At 39.7% G+C, this 15,478-nt stretch carries 18 protein-coding genes; 9 read left to right on the top strand and 9 right to left on the bottom strand.

Going from position 1 to position 15,478, the window contains the following annotated elements:
• Positions 1–15: 15 nt before the first annotated feature.
• From G6R02_RS19365 to G6R02_RS19375, 3 genes are all read right to left on the bottom strand, one after another.
• Positions 16–198, bottom strand: coding sequence for a hypothetical protein (locus G6R02_RS19365; RefSeq protein WP_164670999.1), 183 nt, complete (start codon positions 196–198; stop codon positions 16–18).
• Positions 199–318: 120 nt separating this feature from the next.
• A complete protein-coding gene (locus G6R02_RS19370) occupies positions 319–1,266 on the bottom strand; it encodes an ABC transporter permease (RefSeq protein WP_164671001.1) in 948 nt (315 codons plus the stop codon).
• Positions 1,259–2,179 (bottom strand): ABC transporter ATP-binding protein, encoded by a 921-nt coding sequence (locus G6R02_RS19375; RefSeq protein ID WP_164671002.1) that lies wholly within the window; start codon positions 2,177–2,179, stop codon positions 1,259–1,261. Before G6R02_RS19375 ends, G6R02_RS19370 begins: the two co-directional genes overlap by 8 nt.
• A 161-nt stretch (positions 2,180–2,340) precedes the next feature.
• Here G6R02_RS19375 and G6R02_RS19380 point away from each other — a divergent pair, with 161 nt between their 5' ends.
• From G6R02_RS19380 to G6R02_RS19400, 5 genes are all read left to right on the top strand, one after another.
• Positions 2,341–2,499: a YfhE family protein gene (locus G6R02_RS19380; RefSeq protein ID WP_164671003.1), complete on the top strand. Its 159-nt coding sequence runs from the start codon at positions 2,341–2,343 to the stop codon at positions 2,497–2,499.
• A gap of 542 nt (positions 2,500–3,041) precedes the next feature.
• On the top strand, positions 3,042–4,181 hold the full coding sequence (locus G6R02_RS19385; RefSeq protein WP_164671005.1) for a thiolase family protein: 1,140 nt from the start codon (positions 3,042–3,044) through the stop codon (positions 4,179–4,181).
• A gap of 15 nt (positions 4,182–4,196) precedes the next feature.
• Positions 4,197–4,964, top strand: coding sequence for an SDR family NAD(P)-dependent oxidoreductase (locus G6R02_RS19390; protein ID WP_164671007.1), 768 nt, complete (start codon positions 4,197–4,199; stop codon positions 4,962–4,964).
• Between the two features lie 13 nt (positions 4,965–4,977).
• Entirely contained in the window at positions 4,978–6,126 is a 1,149-nt protein-coding gene (locus tag G6R02_RS19395; RefSeq protein WP_164671008.1) for an acyl-CoA dehydrogenase family protein, read from the top strand.
• A gap of 77 nt (positions 6,127–6,203) precedes the next feature.
• Complete coding sequence (locus G6R02_RS19400) at positions 6,204–7,385, top strand: CapA family protein (RefSeq protein WP_164671009.1); 1,182 nt, start codon at positions 6,204–6,206, stop codon at positions 7,383–7,385.
• A 191-nt stretch (positions 7,386–7,576) separates the two neighbouring features.
• Here the strand turns inward: G6R02_RS19400 and G6R02_RS19405 are convergent, their stop codons facing one another.
• Complete coding sequence (locus G6R02_RS19405; RefSeq protein ID WP_164671011.1) at positions 7,577–8,143, bottom strand: hypothetical protein; 567 nt, start codon at positions 8,141–8,143, stop codon at positions 7,577–7,579.
• A gap of 228 nt (positions 8,144–8,371) precedes the next feature.
• Between G6R02_RS19405 and G6R02_RS19410 the strand changes: the two genes are divergently transcribed.
• On the top strand, positions 8,372–8,845 hold the full coding sequence (locus G6R02_RS19410) for a DUF4367 domain-containing protein (protein ID WP_164671012.1): 474 nt from the start codon (positions 8,372–8,374) through the stop codon (positions 8,843–8,845).
• Positions 8,846–9,158: 313 nt separating this feature from the next.
• Here G6R02_RS19410 and G6R02_RS19415 read toward each other — a convergent pair whose 3' ends face one another.
• Both G6R02_RS19415 and G6R02_RS19420 read right to left on the bottom strand, forming a co-directional pair.
• Positions 9,159–9,851, bottom strand: coding sequence for a DUF1129 family protein (locus G6R02_RS19415; RefSeq protein WP_164671014.1), 693 nt, complete (start codon positions 9,849–9,851; stop codon positions 9,159–9,161).
• Between the two features lies 1 nt (position 9,852).
• Positions 9,853–10,182 carry a PadR family transcriptional regulator gene (locus tag G6R02_RS19420; protein WP_164671016.1) on the bottom strand — a complete coding sequence of 110 codons (330 nt, stop codon included), beginning with the start codon at positions 10,180–10,182 and terminating at the stop codon, positions 9,853–9,855.
• Between the two features lie 168 nt (positions 10,183–10,350).
• Between G6R02_RS19420 and G6R02_RS19425 the strand changes: the two genes are divergently transcribed.
• The 3 genes from G6R02_RS19425 to G6R02_RS19435 all read left to right on the top strand — a co-directional run bounded on the left by G6R02_RS19425 (position 10,351) and on the right by G6R02_RS19435 (position 12,242).
• Positions 10,351–11,166 (top strand): DUF368 domain-containing protein, encoded by an 816-nt coding sequence (locus tag G6R02_RS19425; protein WP_164671018.1) that lies wholly within the window; start codon positions 10,351–10,353, stop codon positions 11,164–11,166.
• Between the two features lie 71 nt (positions 11,167–11,237).
• Positions 11,238–11,558: a thioredoxin family protein gene (locus tag G6R02_RS19430; RefSeq protein ID WP_164671020.1), complete on the top strand. Its 321-nt coding sequence runs from the start codon at positions 11,238–11,240 to the stop codon at positions 11,556–11,558.
• An 87-nt stretch (positions 11,559–11,645) separates the two neighbouring features.
• A complete protein-coding gene (locus tag G6R02_RS19435; protein WP_164671022.1) occupies positions 11,646–12,242 on the top strand; it encodes a class I SAM-dependent methyltransferase in 597 nt (198 codons plus the stop codon).
• A gap of 23 nt (positions 12,243–12,265) precedes the next feature.
• On the opposite strand, the gene G6R02_RS19440 is transcribed toward G6R02_RS19435, so the two are convergent.
• The 3 genes from G6R02_RS19440 to G6R02_RS19450 form a co-directional block, all read right to left on the bottom strand.
• Positions 12,266–14,335: a heavy metal translocating P-type ATPase gene (locus tag G6R02_RS19440; RefSeq protein WP_164671024.1), complete on the bottom strand. Its 2,070-nt coding sequence runs from the start codon at positions 14,333–14,335 to the stop codon at positions 12,266–12,268.
• The gene (locus tag G6R02_RS19445) at positions 14,325–14,693 is read right to left on the bottom strand and encodes an ArsR/SmtB family transcription factor (RefSeq protein WP_164671026.1); all 369 of its coding nucleotides are present in this window, start codon (positions 14,691–14,693) and stop codon (positions 14,325–14,327) included. The genes G6R02_RS19440 and G6R02_RS19445 overlap by 11 nt, the downstream gene beginning before the upstream one ends.
• Positions 14,694–14,802: 109 nt before the next feature.
• A complete protein-coding gene (locus G6R02_RS19450; protein WP_164671028.1) occupies positions 14,803–15,417 on the bottom strand; it encodes a VOC family protein in 615 nt (204 codons plus the stop codon).
• Between the last annotated feature and the right edge of the window lie 61 nt (positions 15,418–15,478).

Consider the following 15,478-nt stretch of genomic DNA (forward strand, 5'->3'; position numbering starts at 1 on the left):
TATCTCTCGACTTTTTCAAGAACGTTTCTCATCATTTTTATCATTCGGTATATACTTTGTAAAATACACTGCAAATATCAGACTGATGAATGCCAGTCCCCATCCGGCGATCCCACTCCAGTAAAGGTCAATTTGCAGACCAATAATTAATACAACAGCACTCAGGATGAGAAAAAAAGTTGTTAAATGACGCTTCATGGATAACACCCCGGAATTAAATTATGCGACAGTATTTCGAAGGTTGAAGCATTATATTCTCTCTATTAAGTATATGTCCTTCATACTATTTATATCATAAAAACAGGTATTTTTTGAACCCTAAGTCCCTGCAACATCCCGTTTTGTAAAGAATACCCAGGATAATATCAGAAAAATAATATAGTAAACAGCTAAGACAGTTATGGAAAATCCTAAGCTCATGCCTTCCATCACCTGTGAGCCGTCCACATATGATTTGAGATTCGTATTGGCGAACAAGATATATTTTGACCAGCTGTATTCCGAAAGAAAGCTGACAATTGCGTTACCGGCAAGCATAAGGAAGATTGCGATTCCAATTGCCAGTGAGCTTTGACGGAAAATCGCCGAAATCATAAAGGCAAATGTCGCCATCATTACTAATGTTACAAGCTTAAATCCGTAGCCGCTGATAATCTCCTGAATAACGGATACATATTCATAGCCTTCACTTCCATTCATAACTATATGCGGATCCATTCCATTAATTCCGAAGAACAAGGAACCAACTATCAATGAAAATAACAACACATAAACAAGTGTAAATAAAGCGAACAGCAGCACGGAAATATATTTCGATAAAAGAATTTTCGTGCGAGTGATTGGCCGTATCAATAATAACTTAATGGTTCCCCATTTAAATTCATTAGCAATAATTCCAGCTGCAACGATGATTGTAAACAGACTGACTAATGAAAGCAGAAATTCATTTTCCATCACAAATTGCCACGCATCATATGAAGCCGGCTGAATGTCATTCTCCAGATGATAATTATTACGCTCAATCTGCGTTGAATTAATGCCCTGCAAGAATTCTTCCTGTTCCATTTCTTCTTTCAACTGCTTGTTTTCTTCCTGAAGGGTCTGTCGCCAATCATCGTTCTGATATTTTTCATTAACGTTGGCAACATTAATAAGAAGAGCTAATCCCAGAATAATAATAGATGCGAGTATATACATAACCCAAGTTGATTTACGTATGTATAATTTAAATTGTTCATTTATTAATAGTTGAAAAAAATTACTCAATCGTATTCTCCCCAATCAAATCAAAGAATTTATCCTCCAGTGTCGTTCTTGTGATGTTCACCTGGTAAACGAGTACATCATTAGTAACCAACGTTTTAATGATTTCCGGTATCATGTCCTTCTCGCTCTGGATTCTCAGGCCATCATCGGTTGATACAGCTTCCATATTGTGGTTTGCCTGTAACACTTCTTTAGCGTGCTCAATTGGTGTCACTTCCATTTCTATATGGGTTGTATTGTCTTCGTTTGTTGCTGTTTCGACATCTTGCGTTGCGATCAGTTCACCGTTTTTTATCAGACCAATCCGGTCACACATCAACTCGATTTCCGATAACAGGTGACTGGAAATAATGACAGCGACATTTTCTTCTTCTGCCAGTTTTCTGATATATTGGCGGATTTCGCGTATACCTGCTGGATCAAGTCCATTGGTGGGTTCGTCCAAAATGAGTACGGAAGGGTTATGAAGCAGTGCCTGAGCAATTCCCAATCGCTGCCGCATCCCCAATGAATATTTTTTGACCTTTTCATTAATTGGCTTTTCAAGCCCTACCAGTTTGATCACTTCATGAATACGTTCTTTGGTAACACCCGGCGTCATTCGTGCATAATGCATCAGGTTTTGCCATCCACTCATAAACGGATACATTTCCGGATTTTCGACAATCGCACCGACTTCACGAACTGCATCTTTAAAATCCGAATGAATGCTGTTTCCCAGGATGCGGATATCGCCATCCGTAATTTGCATAAGCCCGACCATCATGCGAATTGTCGTCGTTTTACCAGCTCCATTAGGGCCAATAAAACCAAATACTTCGCCTTTGTTTATGGTGAATGTCAGGTCTTTAATGATTTCTTTATTGCCTATTGATTTTTTTACATGGACTAATTCCATAGCTGCTTCCGACATATGTAAATCCTCCATTTCCTACTTGTTCCATTTCTTATTACGAATCAGTCGACAAAATGTTTCATGTAAAAACAAATTAATCTATTTTTTACGTTTAATTCTATTTTCACCGGGAATAAAAATAATAGACTGATAATCTTTTAATAGAAAGGAAGTCTTTAATGAGAAAGTCACAATATCAGCCGACAAAGAATAAACAAATGACAGATGCTCAGGAAGTACATTATGCGAAAGATTTTAAACAGGCAGATGTTGCTGCCGGCTACCGTCAATCTAGAGTGAGAGAGGCTAAACAGGAAAACCCGGAGTTAATCAAATAACTTTATGTTCCCAAAGTACTCTGTTTGCAGGAATGCAGATGGGGTGCTTTTTTAATAGTTAAATAGTGAGATATGATCATCATTAATATCAGCCATGGATATGGACATATATTCCGCTATTTACTTCAAAAACAACGATTTCACAATGCTTGCGGACATTTGTTCCGTTAATTGATGAAAACAAGTTATATTATGCCTTTTTATGCCCGATAACGGAATAAATGTCCTCGAACGTCTTCAAAAGTCGCTTTTTATCAGGAATAGCGGAATAAATGTCCGGATTGACTTTGCTTCCGAAAGCCATCACTGCAGACTTCAATTAATTTACGTTTCCCGGAGCAAGTGTATATAATCACGGACCTTAACAACAGCCCTATCATAACTAATATCGTTTCCCGAACGAAAAAAGTGGCATGACATTTATAATTATTTTTGCCACTTTTTTGATTCCAGGTTCGATTATAGTAATAGAGAAAGGTAATTTAAATTGTTAAAAAAATCAGATATAATGAAGGTAATTATTAGGAAAAAGGGGTGCGATTATGCGAGAAGTTGTTATTGTTGATGGCTGCCGGACAGCGGTGGGCAGAAGAAAAGGCATGTTTGCCGATTATCGGTCGGATGAGCTGGCTGCGGTTGTATTGGAAGAAGTGGTTAACCGTTCAAAAATAGATAAAGCAGATGTGGAGGATGTTATTTTAGGGTGTGTGACACAAGTGGGGGAACAGGCTGGAAATGTCGCCAGGACTGCAGCGCTGATAGCCGGATTTCCAATACATGTTCCCGGTGTTACTATCGACCGGCAGTGCGGTTCAAGTCAACAGGCTGTTCATTTCGGTGCACAGGCTATTATGGCCGGGGATATGGACGTCGTAGTTGCAGGTGGCGTGGAGAGTATGACCCGGTCACCGATGTTTTCGAATATGCAAGAGACGAAGCCCAGTGAAAAGCTTACAGATAAATATGAAATTGTTAATCAGGGAATCTCGGCTGAGAAAATTGCTGATAAATGGGGATTCAGCCGGGAAGAATTGGATGCGTTTTCACTGCAAAGTCACAAGCGTGCTACAGCTGCTAAGGAAAAAGGTAATTTTGAAGAGGAAATTGTGCCTGTGTATACAGGAGATTCCAGAACCGTCAGCTTTGACGAAGGTCCACGGCCGGACACGACAATGAAAGCGTTGGCAGATTTGAAAACGGTGTTCAAAGAAGATGGCAAAATAACTGCCGGTAATGCAAGTCAAATGAGTGATGGTGCAAGTGCCGTACTGTTAATGTCCAAAGAAAAGGCGGACGAAATGGGATTAAAACCGAAAGCCCGAATTGTTTCTCGTACGGTTGTCGGTTCAGATCCGACGTTAATGCTTACAGGGCCAATCGAGGCAACAAGACAAGTACTGAAGAAAGCAAATCTTACAATTGACCAGGTTGACAGGTATGAAGTAAATGAAGCCTTTGCACCGGTACCGTTAGCCTGGCTGAATGAGATAGGTGCTGATCCCGAAAAGCTAAACGTAAACGGTGGTGCAATCGCACTTGGCCACCCGCTTGGTGCAACGGGAACAAAACTATTAATCTCACTTGTTAATGAACTGGGGCGAACCGGCGGCAAATATGGTTTACTGGCAATTTGTGAAGGTATGGGAACGGCAAATGCAACAATCGTTGAACGGATTGAATAGGGAGGAGCATATATTGTGCAGCTATCTGAATTGAATGCAATTGTTACCGGCGGAGCATCCGGGCTTGGTGAAGCAACAACCCGGAAGATTGTTGCCTCCGCCGGGAAAGTGGCAATCTTTGATTTGAATGAGGAAAGAGCAAGTAGTCTGATAGATGAGCTTGGACAGCATAACGCAGTTTTTTTCAAAACGGATGTTACGAGTCCGGAACAGGTTGAAGGAAACACAAAGAAAGTCTATGAAACGTTTGGTTCGATAAATGCTTTGGTAAATTGTGCCGGGGTTGCCACACCCGGAAAAGTCCATGGCAAAAAAGGCATGATGAAGCTTGAGGCATTTGAAAAAGTCGTCAGGATAAACTTGATTGGAACGTTTAATGTCATCCGTGTTGCAACTTCCTATATGAGGGAAAACAATCCCGTTGAAGGGGAACGTGGTGTCATTATTAATACAGCATCGGCTGCAGCGTTTGAAGGGCAAATTGGTCAGGCGGCATACAGTGCATCAAAAGGCGGTGTTGCCAGTATGACATTGCCGCTTGCCAGGGAATTCGCATCTGTCGGAATCCGTGTCATGGCCATTGCTCCAGGGCTATTTGAAACACCAATGTTTGATACACTCCCTGAAGCAGCCAAGGAAGGACTGGGGAAAATGGTGCCATTTCCAAACCGCCTTGGAATACCGTCCGAGTATGCAGCACTTATGGAAAGTATCCTGACAAATCCAATGCTGAATGGTGAAGTGATCCGCTTGGATGGGGCCATTCGCATGCAGCCTAAATAGGGAGGTGTTCCAAATGGGTAAATATCGTTTTGAAACAGAAGAACATGAATTGTTCCGGAAGACGTTACGGAAGTTTTTGCAGAAGGAAGCGGAACCGTATTATGAACAGTGGGAAGAAGATCGTATGATCCCTGCTGATTTTTGGAGGAAGATGGGCGAGATGGGCTTTCTTTCTCCACATGTCGAAGAAGAATATGGCGGATTGGGACTCGACTTCAGTTATTCGGTCATCATTCTGGAAGAGCTTGAGCGGATTGGAACAAGTTTAATCGGAATCGGTCTCCACTCGGATATCGTTGTCCCGTATATTGAATCGTATGGCACGGAAGACCAGAAACAGAAATGGCTATCCGGGTGTGTAACTGGTGATCATATTACTGCGGTAGCTATGACTGAACCAGGAACAGGGTCGGATTTGGCGAACATCAAGACGACTGCCACCCGTGATGGTGACCATTATATTGTTAATGGACAAAAAACATTTATCACCAATGGTATTCTCGCAGATCTTATATTAGTTGTTGTTAAAACTGACCCCGATGCCCAGCCGAAGCATAAGGGAATAAGCCTGTTGATGGTTGAAGCAGATTCACCGGGTTTTTCACGTGGACGAAAACTGAATAAAGTCGGCCTGCATGCCCAGGACACCGCGGAGTTATATTTTGAAGACTGCAGGGTACCTGTTGAAAACCTGATTGGTGAAGAGGGGAAAGGATTTAAGTATCTTATGGAAAAATTACAGCAGGAGCGGCTCGTGGTTGCAATTTCCGGTCAGGCAGCTTCGGAGGATATGGTCGACATGACGCTGGAGTATGTTAAAGAAAGGAACGCATTTGGCAAGTCGGTTGGTTCTTTTCAAAATACCCGATTTAAGCTGGCAGAACTGGCCACACAAGTTGAGCTGGGAAGGTCTTTTCTGGAGTCGCTTATAGAAGACCATATTGCCGGGAAAGATATAGTTACAAAAGTATCGATGGCAAAGTATTGGCTGACTGATACTGCCAAACAGGTTGCCAATGAATGTATGCAGCTGCACGGCGGATATGGATATATGGAGGAATATAAAATTGCCAGACGATATCGTGATACCCCTGTAGCTGCTATTTATGCTGGGACTAATGAAATCATGAAAACAATCATTGCAAAAAATATGGGATTATAATGCACACGAAACTTTTCTTTCTGCTTAATCGTCATATATAATTAGAGTAGGACAATAAGACTAAGGAGAAAGTAGCTATGAAACGGGGTCAATTAGTTTGGGTGCTGCTGGTATTATTATTATGCAGTATTCTATTAGTTTCATGTTCAAATGATGAACCTGAACAAACATCGGAACCAGAAACAGAAAAATCGAAAGAAGAAAAAACGACGGAACCTGAAAAAGAGCCAAAAAAGCCAGAAGTCATTCATAAAGAAATTTCCTTTTCCGCGATTGGTGATATGCTGATTCACAACAGTGTATATGAGGATGCACAAACTGCAAGCGGCTATGATTTTATGCCGATGCTCGAGCGGGTAAAACCGTATTTAAACAACACTACGATTACTTTTGCCAACCAGGAAACAATGATTGGCGGCATTGAATTAGGGTTGTCATCCTATCCAACATTCAACAGTCCATATGCAGTGGGTGATGCACTGAAAAAAGTTGGTGTTGATGTTGTTTCACTGGCAAACAATCATACACTTGATGGCGGAGAAGCAGCAATTCAAAGTGCAATCGAGCATTGGGAAAAAATTGATATGATGTACACCGGTGCATATAAAAACGAGGCTGACAGTAATAACATACGAGTATATGAAACCGATGAAGGTATTTCTGTTGCATTTTTAGCGTACACATATGGTACAAACGGGATTCCCGTACCGGAGGGTAAAGACTATCTGGTCAATTTAATTGATAAAGAACTGATGGCAGCCGATATTAAAAAAGCAAAAGAGCAAGCAGATGCCGTTGTATTAAGTATGCATTTTGGTGACCAATATATCCGATTGCCGAATGACGAGCAAAAGGATATTGCCCAATTTGCAGCGGATCACGGCGTTGATGTTGTGCTTGGTCATCATCCGCACGTCCTGCAGCCGATTGATTGGGTTGAAGGAGAAGACGGAAATAAAACACTTGTGGCATATTCATTAGGGAATTTTTTATCGGGTCAGGATGAGTTTTACCGCAGGATTGGCGGCATTTTTAAATTTTCCATTCATAAAACAATCAAAGGTGAAGAGGAAACAATTGAAGTAACATCACCTAAACTGCAGCCGACCTTTGTGAAATTCCATAACTGGGCGAATTATGAAGTTATACCAATGTATCAGCTGACAAATGATGAACTGGACAATGCCCAGGAACACTATCAGGAAATCAAGGCGCATATGTCCCAGTGGGTGCCTGAGTTGGAGTTTATTGAGGGATAGATTTTAAATGCTCACAATAGTCGAATCGGGTTTATGGACGAGAAAATACAGAACAGCAAACTATCTAGGGGTACAGATTGTATTAGTACCCCGTATTTGTTGTTAAACTAAGGATAATATGTGCAGGTACGAAAGTTGACATCACTACGGACACTATCTAAACCATTATAAAGAAGAAAAAGCCATTCAAATCATTCTTTCTTTTTCTTTCTCTGTTTAAAATAATACAATATGACTATTAGAGCTAACCCAAAGATTATACTAACAATTATATAGAATGAGGATGGATCGTTATTATTCTCCTCCAGGAACTCTTTAAAAAATTTTCTTCTTTCTTCATCTTCATCTTTTACTTCACCATTTTTTATTTTGACAAGTCCGTTAGAGCCACCAACCGGCGTAAGAAACTGTGGTTTTCCACTATTATCCATAAACAATAGTACCTTGCCACCATCTTGTTGAAACTTTTCTACCAAGGTACCATTATTACAATCTAATCCAGCCGTTATATGTTCTGTATCTGAAATATTGCCTTTATAAATTTTATCAATATTGAACTCAATACCACAATACGGTGCAGTTCTCTCATTATATATTTTTTTACCTGAAAAATTATATTTACCTAATACTATCACATTTGCTCTATCTACCACTTCTTGAGGCTCAAGATCTTCCGATATAGTTGCAAAAACATGGTTAAATGAGCCGACTAATAGTAAAGCAGTGACAAGAAATAAGGAAATAATTCTTTTCCCCATCGTATCCACCTCTAATCACAAAGAAAATTTTATCTTAGCTTCACACCAAAAATTCACCTCAGATAATAATTAATATAGCATTTATTATAATAATTGTGAAATATACAAATTTATCTTATAATTGGATTAAATTTCTTAGCCATATTAGAAAAGTGTGGAATCTACAAATGAAGTTGTTAGTTGTACAATTGGAAGTACCGTAGCTTTATTTGTGAGGGAGGTGAGTATGTGCGGACAGTAATTGTCTGTTTCACTATAATATTTTTTTCATTAATTGCAACTGCATGTGGAAATTCAAGCGGTACAAATGATGGAGATGTTACTTATGGTGATGAATTCAAGAAAAAAATAAGTGAGATAGAGTATACTCCTGAGCTTCCAACATATATTCCATATGAAAATTATTCTAAAGAGGTTAGTATTTTAAAATCGCAAAATGTAATTTCAATAATGTATAAGGTCAAAGGCAAAAATAAGGGGGTAATTTTAGAGATATTTAAGGGTGACGCCAATCTTATTAATGAAGGAGAAGAGGTTGCATTAGAGGAAGTTAACGCTTCATTTGTGAAATCAGAAAACTTTATTTTACTTACTTGGAAAAAAGATGATCTTTCTTATACGCTTAAATCACCTATGAATGCAGATATTGATAAAAACGGACTAATTAAAATAGCAAATTCTTTTGAATCTATTTATCAATAATTTTTAAACACAGAAAATTTAAGCCCCTATTCCAACTTCATATGAGGTAATTCATCGAAAAATTTATTCTAATATAGCAACCTTCTCTAAAATTACTATTTGACCTATAGTGATCAGGATCCCTATGAAAAGAGTTTAATTAAAAAGGAAAAGTTGGTCAATATTGCTGATAAGATTATAAATAAAAATTAGCAGTAAAGAACCAAGGTATAGGGTACCTTTGCTTTTCTAAATTTAGAAGCCCGCATGTTCCAGTGGGATCCTGAGTCGGAAAAAATAGATTTTTAAAAATGCTCACTTAACTGTGAGCATTTTATTTAGTCAGCCGATATTTTTTATTCATATAAAACGATATCAGATAAAGTACAACACCTAATCCGGCAAAAGCAAAAGTGGGAATGCTGATTTCAGCTCCAAATGAAGGCATGATATATGGTACTAAGACAAATAATCCGATTGCACAGGTGCAGACTACCCACAATTGAAGGAATTCCACCCATTTCTTCGGTTGTTTCTTCCTGAATGTGGTTGCCTTCAGCCATTTAAAAATGAGTGCTAAAAATCCCAACAGCAGAAGAAAATCAATAAGAACTGTTACGATACCGGATCCAAGTGCAAATGAGAGTGTGTCAGCCCCCAATCCGAAAAAGTAATGGAGTCCGCCTCCTAGTATTCCATGGACAAGGCTGATGATTGCCAGAAATTGAATGATGATGTATCCCCAAAATTTTATATGATGGGATGTTTTTTCACCCGGGATTTCTTCGATTACTTCTTTGCAATAAGATTCCGGGTCCGTACCAAAGACATCTTCAGCAGTTCTTCCTTCTTCCTGTGCCTGCAATAAATGTTCCAATAACTCCAACAGTACTTCTTCCGTATGCTGCTCAGACTTATTCGACTTCATCCGTATATATACGAGCATATTTCCATAATAGCTTAGGTTTTCTTCCGTTAATTGCTCCCGTTTTTCATTGTTCAGCTGAATGATATCTTTCGCATTCATGTCAACTATCCCTCTTTTCGATAATGTTATCTACCGGCCGTTTGATCATTTCCCAATTTTGGATAAATTGTTCCAGTGCTTCGTGACCTTTATCGGTTAAATAGTAATACTTCCGCTTTGGGCCTGATTCAGATTTTTTCATTTCGCCATGGATCAAATTTTCCTTTTGCAAGCGCAATAAAATCGGGTAAATGGACCCCTCACTTACATCCGATAACCCAAAATCCTGCAATCTGACGGAGAGTTCATAGCCATATGTTGGCTGCATATTAATAATGGAAAGGATGCATCCTTCCAGAATTCCTTTTAGTAATTGACTTCGAAGCGTCATGATATAACCTACCTTGTGATGCAAGATACTAAATCTTAAAATAGCTACTTTGTATAACAAGATAGCTTATCTGTAGTATATAAATTTTTTATGTGAATTGCAAGGATAATTTGGTATGATTATCTTATGATTTAAAAATGAACTGACGCAAAAGGGAGATTTTCACGCATGGAATGGAAAAATATATATCGTGGTATGATAATGGGCGCAAGTGACGTAATCCCTGGTGTGAGCGGGGGAACGATTGCTGTTCTGCTTGGAATTTATGATCGTCTGATTGCCGCTATAAATGGTTTGTTTAGTAAAGATTGGAAGAAACAATTGGGATTCCTGATTCCGCTCGCCATTGGTGTCGGAACAGCCATATTGCTGTTAAGTCATGTTATTGGATGGCTGTTTGAACATTACCCGGGACCAACTAAATTCTTCTTTTTGGGATTGATTATTGGGGTTCTTCCTTATTTATTCCATAAAGCAGACGTGAAAAATAAGTTCAGGACGAAGCACTTCATTTTGTTGCTAATCGGCGCTGTCGTTGTCGGGGCTTTGGCACTCCTGGAGGCCAGTGAAGGCGCAGTCATTGAAAATGTAACAACATCTACATATATATTGCTGTTTTTCTCTGGGTTTATTGGCAGCAGTGCAATGATTCTGCCTGGGATTAGCGGTTCGTTTATGTTGTATGTAATTGGTGTTTATGCAACCGTCATGACTGCGATAAGTAATTTTCAGCTTGATATTATTGCTGTGACAGGTGCAGGAATTGTTATTGGTATTGTTTTCATGAGTAAAATTGTTAACTTCTTTTTAACGAATTATTATACAGGTACATTTGCTGTTATTATTGGAATGGTTATCGGATCGGTCTTTGTTGTTTTTCCGGGATTTCCGGCAGATACCTCACTTGTATTGTTAAGTATAGTGACCTTTGCGGCTGGTCTGTTTGTTGCGTACATTCTCGGTAAAGTAGAGTACGATTCATAAGCAAACAATAAGACAATATCAGGCAAAAGAATTACAATGGAGATAGAAAATATTTCTAGGGGTGATTCGGAATGGAACATATAGATACAGAAGAAAAATTCAATGAAATAATTCAGTCGGATAAACCTGTTATCGTTAAGTTTTTTGCGGATTGGTGTCCGGACTGTAAGCGTATGGATATGTTTATTGGCGATGTAATGGATGAATTCAAGAATCATGACTGGTACCAGATCAACAGTGATGAAGTAAAAGGAATTGCACAAAAATATGAAGTGATGGGCATTCCAAGCATTTTAATTTTCCAAAATGGTGAAAAAATCGCCCATCAGCACAGTGCTTATACAAAATCACCGGAATCGGTTAGTGAGTTTCTGCATCAGCAGTTGGCGTAACAGGCTAAAAAATCACCCCAGTTTTGATGGGGTGATTATTTTTTTGCGGTTTGTGGAAATAAGGTTTCTATAAGGAGAGAAATACCGATGGAAAAGTTATTTTCACAGTTTAAACAGCCGCAAGGGAAGATAGGCATGTTTGCTGGCTGGTTCATGTCAAAGGAAAACAAAGCAATTAATAAATGGACAATCGATTTTCTGGATATTCAGGATGATGATCATGTTCTGGAGATTGGTTTTGGTTCCGGGAAAGCAATGAAATATATGTTGGAGCAGAGAGAACAATTGTTTATTACGGGGCTGGATCCGTCAGAAGTTATGGTATACCAGGCACTGCGACGTTTAAACAAACATTTGATTAATGGACAGGTTTGCTTGATGGAAGCGCAGGCAGATGAACTTCCAAAGCTGTCTCAGAAAATTGATAAAGTACTGGTGATCAATAATATCACCTTTTGGCGCAATCCTGTAAATATGTTGATGGAAATTCGTAAGCAAATGCGTTATAACGGAAAAATTGCACTGACAATCCAGCCGCATGAAAAAGGTGCAACGGATGAAACGAGTGAGCTAATAGGCGGGCAATTGACTGCTTTACTGGCTCATGCTGGTTTTACAACTATCGAGTTTTTCATCAAACCGACTACCCCAAACAACACGGTGTGTGCGCTTGGCACAAAATAAGATGATCATTCATTGGTGAATGATCATCTTATTTTTAGTAGTCTTAATGCATTCAGCGTAACAAGCAAGGTTGCTCCCATGTCAGCGAAAATTGCAATCCATAAAGTCAACCACCCCGGGATGACAAGCAGCAGGGCAAGTGCTTTAATCCCGATTGCAAAAGTAATATTTTGTTTGATGATGAATAACGCCCGGCGGCTTAATTTTATGGTAAATGGCAGTTTATCCAGGTCGTCTGCCATTAAAGCAACATCAGCTGTTTCCAGCGCGCTGTCTGTTCCGGCAGATCCCATGGCGATGCCAACAGATGAAGCAGCAAGTGCAGGGGTATCATTTATCCCGTCACCAATCATCGCAATATTTCCTTCGTATTTTTTTATAAATTCCAGTTTATCTTCGGGTAAAAGACCTGCTTTAACGTCTGTTAGTTCAAGGTCTTGCTTCAGTGCGGCAGCAGCTTTCGCATGATCTCCCGTCAGCATGTACGTATGGCTGATTCCTAAATTGTGCAATTGCTTGATTACGTTTTTACTTTCTTTTCTTGGCTCATCGCGAAGTGCGACAGCCATTAGTATTTCTTCGTCAGTACCGCACAACATTACCGTTTTTCCGGATTCCTGATATGTTTTGACCTCTTCCGGAATTACATTGGAAAATAACTCGGCTGAACCGACAAAGATTGTCTTGCCGTTAATTTCACCCTTGATTCCTTTTCCTTGAACGGTGGTGAACTGCTGCACTTCAGTTGGAGTAACATCAACAGGCTCATTATTTATATAATCGATAATAGCTATTGCCAAAGGATGGCTCGATTTTTCTTCCAACGCCTTCAGATAGCCCAACGCTTTCTTACGTTCATCGGTATAAAAGTATACATCGGTAACTTTAGGAGTTCCCTCTGTTAATGTGCCTGTTTTATCAAAGGCAATTGAGTGGAGTGCACCAATTTGTTCAAGGTAGATGCCGCCTTTGATAAGAACACCATTTCGTGCTGCATTTCCAATTGCTGTTACGATTGCTACTGGTGTGGAGACAACAAGTGCACATGGACAACCGACAACTAAAACAGCAAGCCCCTGATAAACCCAGGTGCTCCATGCTCCACCGAAAAGGGGTGGAAGGACAGCCACTATAACACTAATTGCTATAATTACAGGGGTGTAATAGGCAGCGAAATTATCAATAAATGCCTGGGATGGTGCACGTTCAGTCTGCGCTTCTTCAACTAAATGGATGATTTTAGCTATTGTTGTATCCTCGGATTTTTTCGTTACTTCTATTTCCAGATATCCATCCTGATTGATTGTACCCGCAAACACCTCATCATTCAGGGATTTTTCAACAGGAATTGATTCACCGGTAATCGGTGCCTGGTTGATGGATGAAAAACCGTGGGTGATCTTTCCGTCCATTGCAATTCGATCTCCGGGTTTTACGAGCATCGAATCACCAACAGCAATGTCCTCAATATGAAGGTTTTGCTCAATCCCATTTCTTCTGATTAGTGCCTGTTTAGGTGATATCTTCATCAGCGAACGAATGGAAGAACGAGCTTTATCCATGGAATAGGATTCCAGTGCTTCACTGATGGCAAATAAAATAACCACGACGGCTGCTTCCCGCCATTCACCGATAATAATGGCCCCGATGACGGCGATTGTCATTAATGTTTTCATATCAAAGCGGAGTTTCGTCAGGTTGATGAGTCCTGCTTTAAAAAGGGTTAATCCGCCAATGAGTGATGCCATTCCATAAAGAACGTCAGGTAAGTAATGCGAACTTCCAAAAGTGAATGATGCAACGAATCCAAATAAAATCAGTAAAGATGCCAAAAGAAGGCGATCATAACGGATCCAGAATGGTTCTTTCGTTTGTTCATTATTTTTTTGAACCACTTTAATGTTTTCAAACGACCCGGCCTTTTCGATTTCTGAAATGGAAACGGACCCGTCGACATTAATTTTTGATGCGGCAAAATTAACTTCTGCATGGTTGACACCTTTAATGTCGTTAAGATTGTTTTCAAATGTCTTTGCACAATTTGCACATGATATGCCGTCTACCCGGAATGTTTGCTGACTGTTAGACGGCATGATTGGAAGGCTCCTTCATATGGCTGAAGGTTTGAGAGATTAGTTGTTTCATATTGCTGTCAGATAACGAATAATAAACAAGTTTCCCTTCTTTACGAAACATTGCAATACCGGCCTTGTGCAATTGGCGCAAGTGGTGTGAAGTGGTTGCGGTTGTTGCCCCGATGATGTTGGCAAGATCACAGACACAGAGTTCTTCTTCAATAAATAAGGCATAGGCAATTTGCAGCCTGTTCTTATCCGCGAGCAGTTTATAGACTTTCATTACACTCTCCAATGATTGACTCTCAATTTGTTGCTTAACACGATTAACTTTATCTTCGTGAATACAGGTTACTTCACAAATATCGTTTGGCATATTGATTCACCTCTGTTATTCAAATGAGTATTTGATTATAGTATATTCAAATACCTGTTTGAATGTCAATTTATATATAAAAAAGCCCGCGAACCGTTATGGTTGCGGGTTATTTAGAAATCGAAAATCCGAGCATATCTGATGTTTTCATTTGTACGTTTTCAAGCTGATTACCAGTCTGGAAAATATTATTATAGTCATTTTCATTGGCTATTACCGGGTGAAGGGTGTCAATGTGCTGCCGGTTGATGAGCTCTGAATCGCTAGGGACATTTTTTATGTCACCCCACTCAATTAAAAATGGGTAGCGAACGATCTTGTTTTTTGGAAAAAGCATTCGCCACTCTAGCTGGGAACTGTCTGGACGTTTTCTGCTGCCTGCAATCGGTCCTGTATACGGAATGCCTTTCTCATTGAATTGTTTCAAATAATCATCCATTGAATCGGTCCGTAATGCATACTGGATTGGGCCTTCTACATCACTATCCAGTGCGCGGACAAGCTGTGCAATTAAAGGATTATCCGATTGTGCAGCGATATTTTCATTGAAAATCCCGAGCCATTCGAGGTAGCAGTCATTGCTGAAGTAAGCAAGATAATTGTGCGTCCCCCAGCTTTCATGCCTGCCACCTTCCAGAACCTTTACACCATGTTTTTTGGCAAAATCATCCGCTGCCTGTTGCGGGTCATTAGCAGCAATAATGATATGATCAAGTGCAAGCATTTTGTCACCTCCTGAAAAAATTCTTATCGTAATCTTACAGGGAAAACGGTATAATGAAAAG

The sequence above is a fragment of the Virgibacillus doumboii genome, from assembly GCF_902806455.1.
Taxonomy (GTDB): domain Bacteria; phylum Bacillota; class Bacilli; order Bacillales; family Amphibacillaceae; genus Lentibacillus; species Lentibacillus doumboii.

Coding starts and splice junctions, on each gene's coding strand:
- G6R02_RS19365 (WP_164670999.1), bottom strand. CDS start 198: ATGAAGCGTCATTTAACAACTTTTTTTCTCATCCTGAGTGCTGTTGTA.
- G6R02_RS19375 (WP_164671002.1), bottom strand. CDS start 2,179: ATGTCGGAAGCAGCTATGGAATTAGTCCATGTAAAAAAATCAATAGGC.
- G6R02_RS19380 (WP_164671003.1), top strand. CDS start 2,341: ATGAGAAAGTCACAATATCAGCCGACAAAGAATAAACAAATGACAGAT.
- G6R02_RS19385 (WP_164671005.1), top strand. CDS start 3,042: ATGCGAGAAGTTGTTATTGTTGATGGCTGCCGGACAGCGGTGGGCAGA.
- G6R02_RS19395 (WP_164671008.1), top strand. CDS start 4,978: ATGGGTAAATATCGTTTTGAAACAGAAGAACATGAATTGTTCCGGAAG.
- G6R02_RS19400 (WP_164671009.1), top strand. CDS start 6,204: ATGAAACGGGGTCAATTAGTTTGGGTGCTGCTGGTATTATTATTATGC.
- G6R02_RS19405 (WP_164671011.1), bottom strand. CDS start 8,143: ATGGGGAAAAGAATTATTTCCTTATTTCTTGTCACTGCTTTACTATTA.
- G6R02_RS19415 (WP_164671014.1), bottom strand. CDS start 9,851: ATGAATGCGAAAGATATCATTCAGCTGAACAATGAAAAACGGGAGCAA.
- G6R02_RS19420 (WP_164671016.1), bottom strand. CDS start 10,182: ATGACGCTTCGAAGTCAATTACTAAAAGGAATTCTGGAAGGATGCATC.
- G6R02_RS19425 (WP_164671018.1), top strand. CDS start 10,351: ATGGAATGGAAAAATATATATCGTGGTATGATAATGGGCGCAAGTGAC.
- G6R02_RS19430 (WP_164671020.1), top strand. CDS start 11,238: ATGGAACATATAGATACAGAAGAAAAATTCAATGAAATAATTCAGTCG.
- G6R02_RS19435 (WP_164671022.1), top strand. CDS start 11,646: ATGGAAAAGTTATTTTCACAGTTTAAACAGCCGCAAGGGAAGATAGGC.
- G6R02_RS19440 (WP_164671024.1), bottom strand. CDS start 14,335: ATGCCGTCTAACAGTCAGCAAACATTCCGGGTAGACGGCATATCATGT.
- G6R02_RS19445 (WP_164671026.1), bottom strand. CDS start 14,693: ATGCCAAACGATATTTGTGAAGTAACCTGTATTCACGAAGATAAAGTT.
- G6R02_RS19450 (WP_164671028.1), bottom strand. CDS start 15,417: ATGCTTGCACTTGATCATATCATTATTGCTGCTAATGACCCGCAACAG.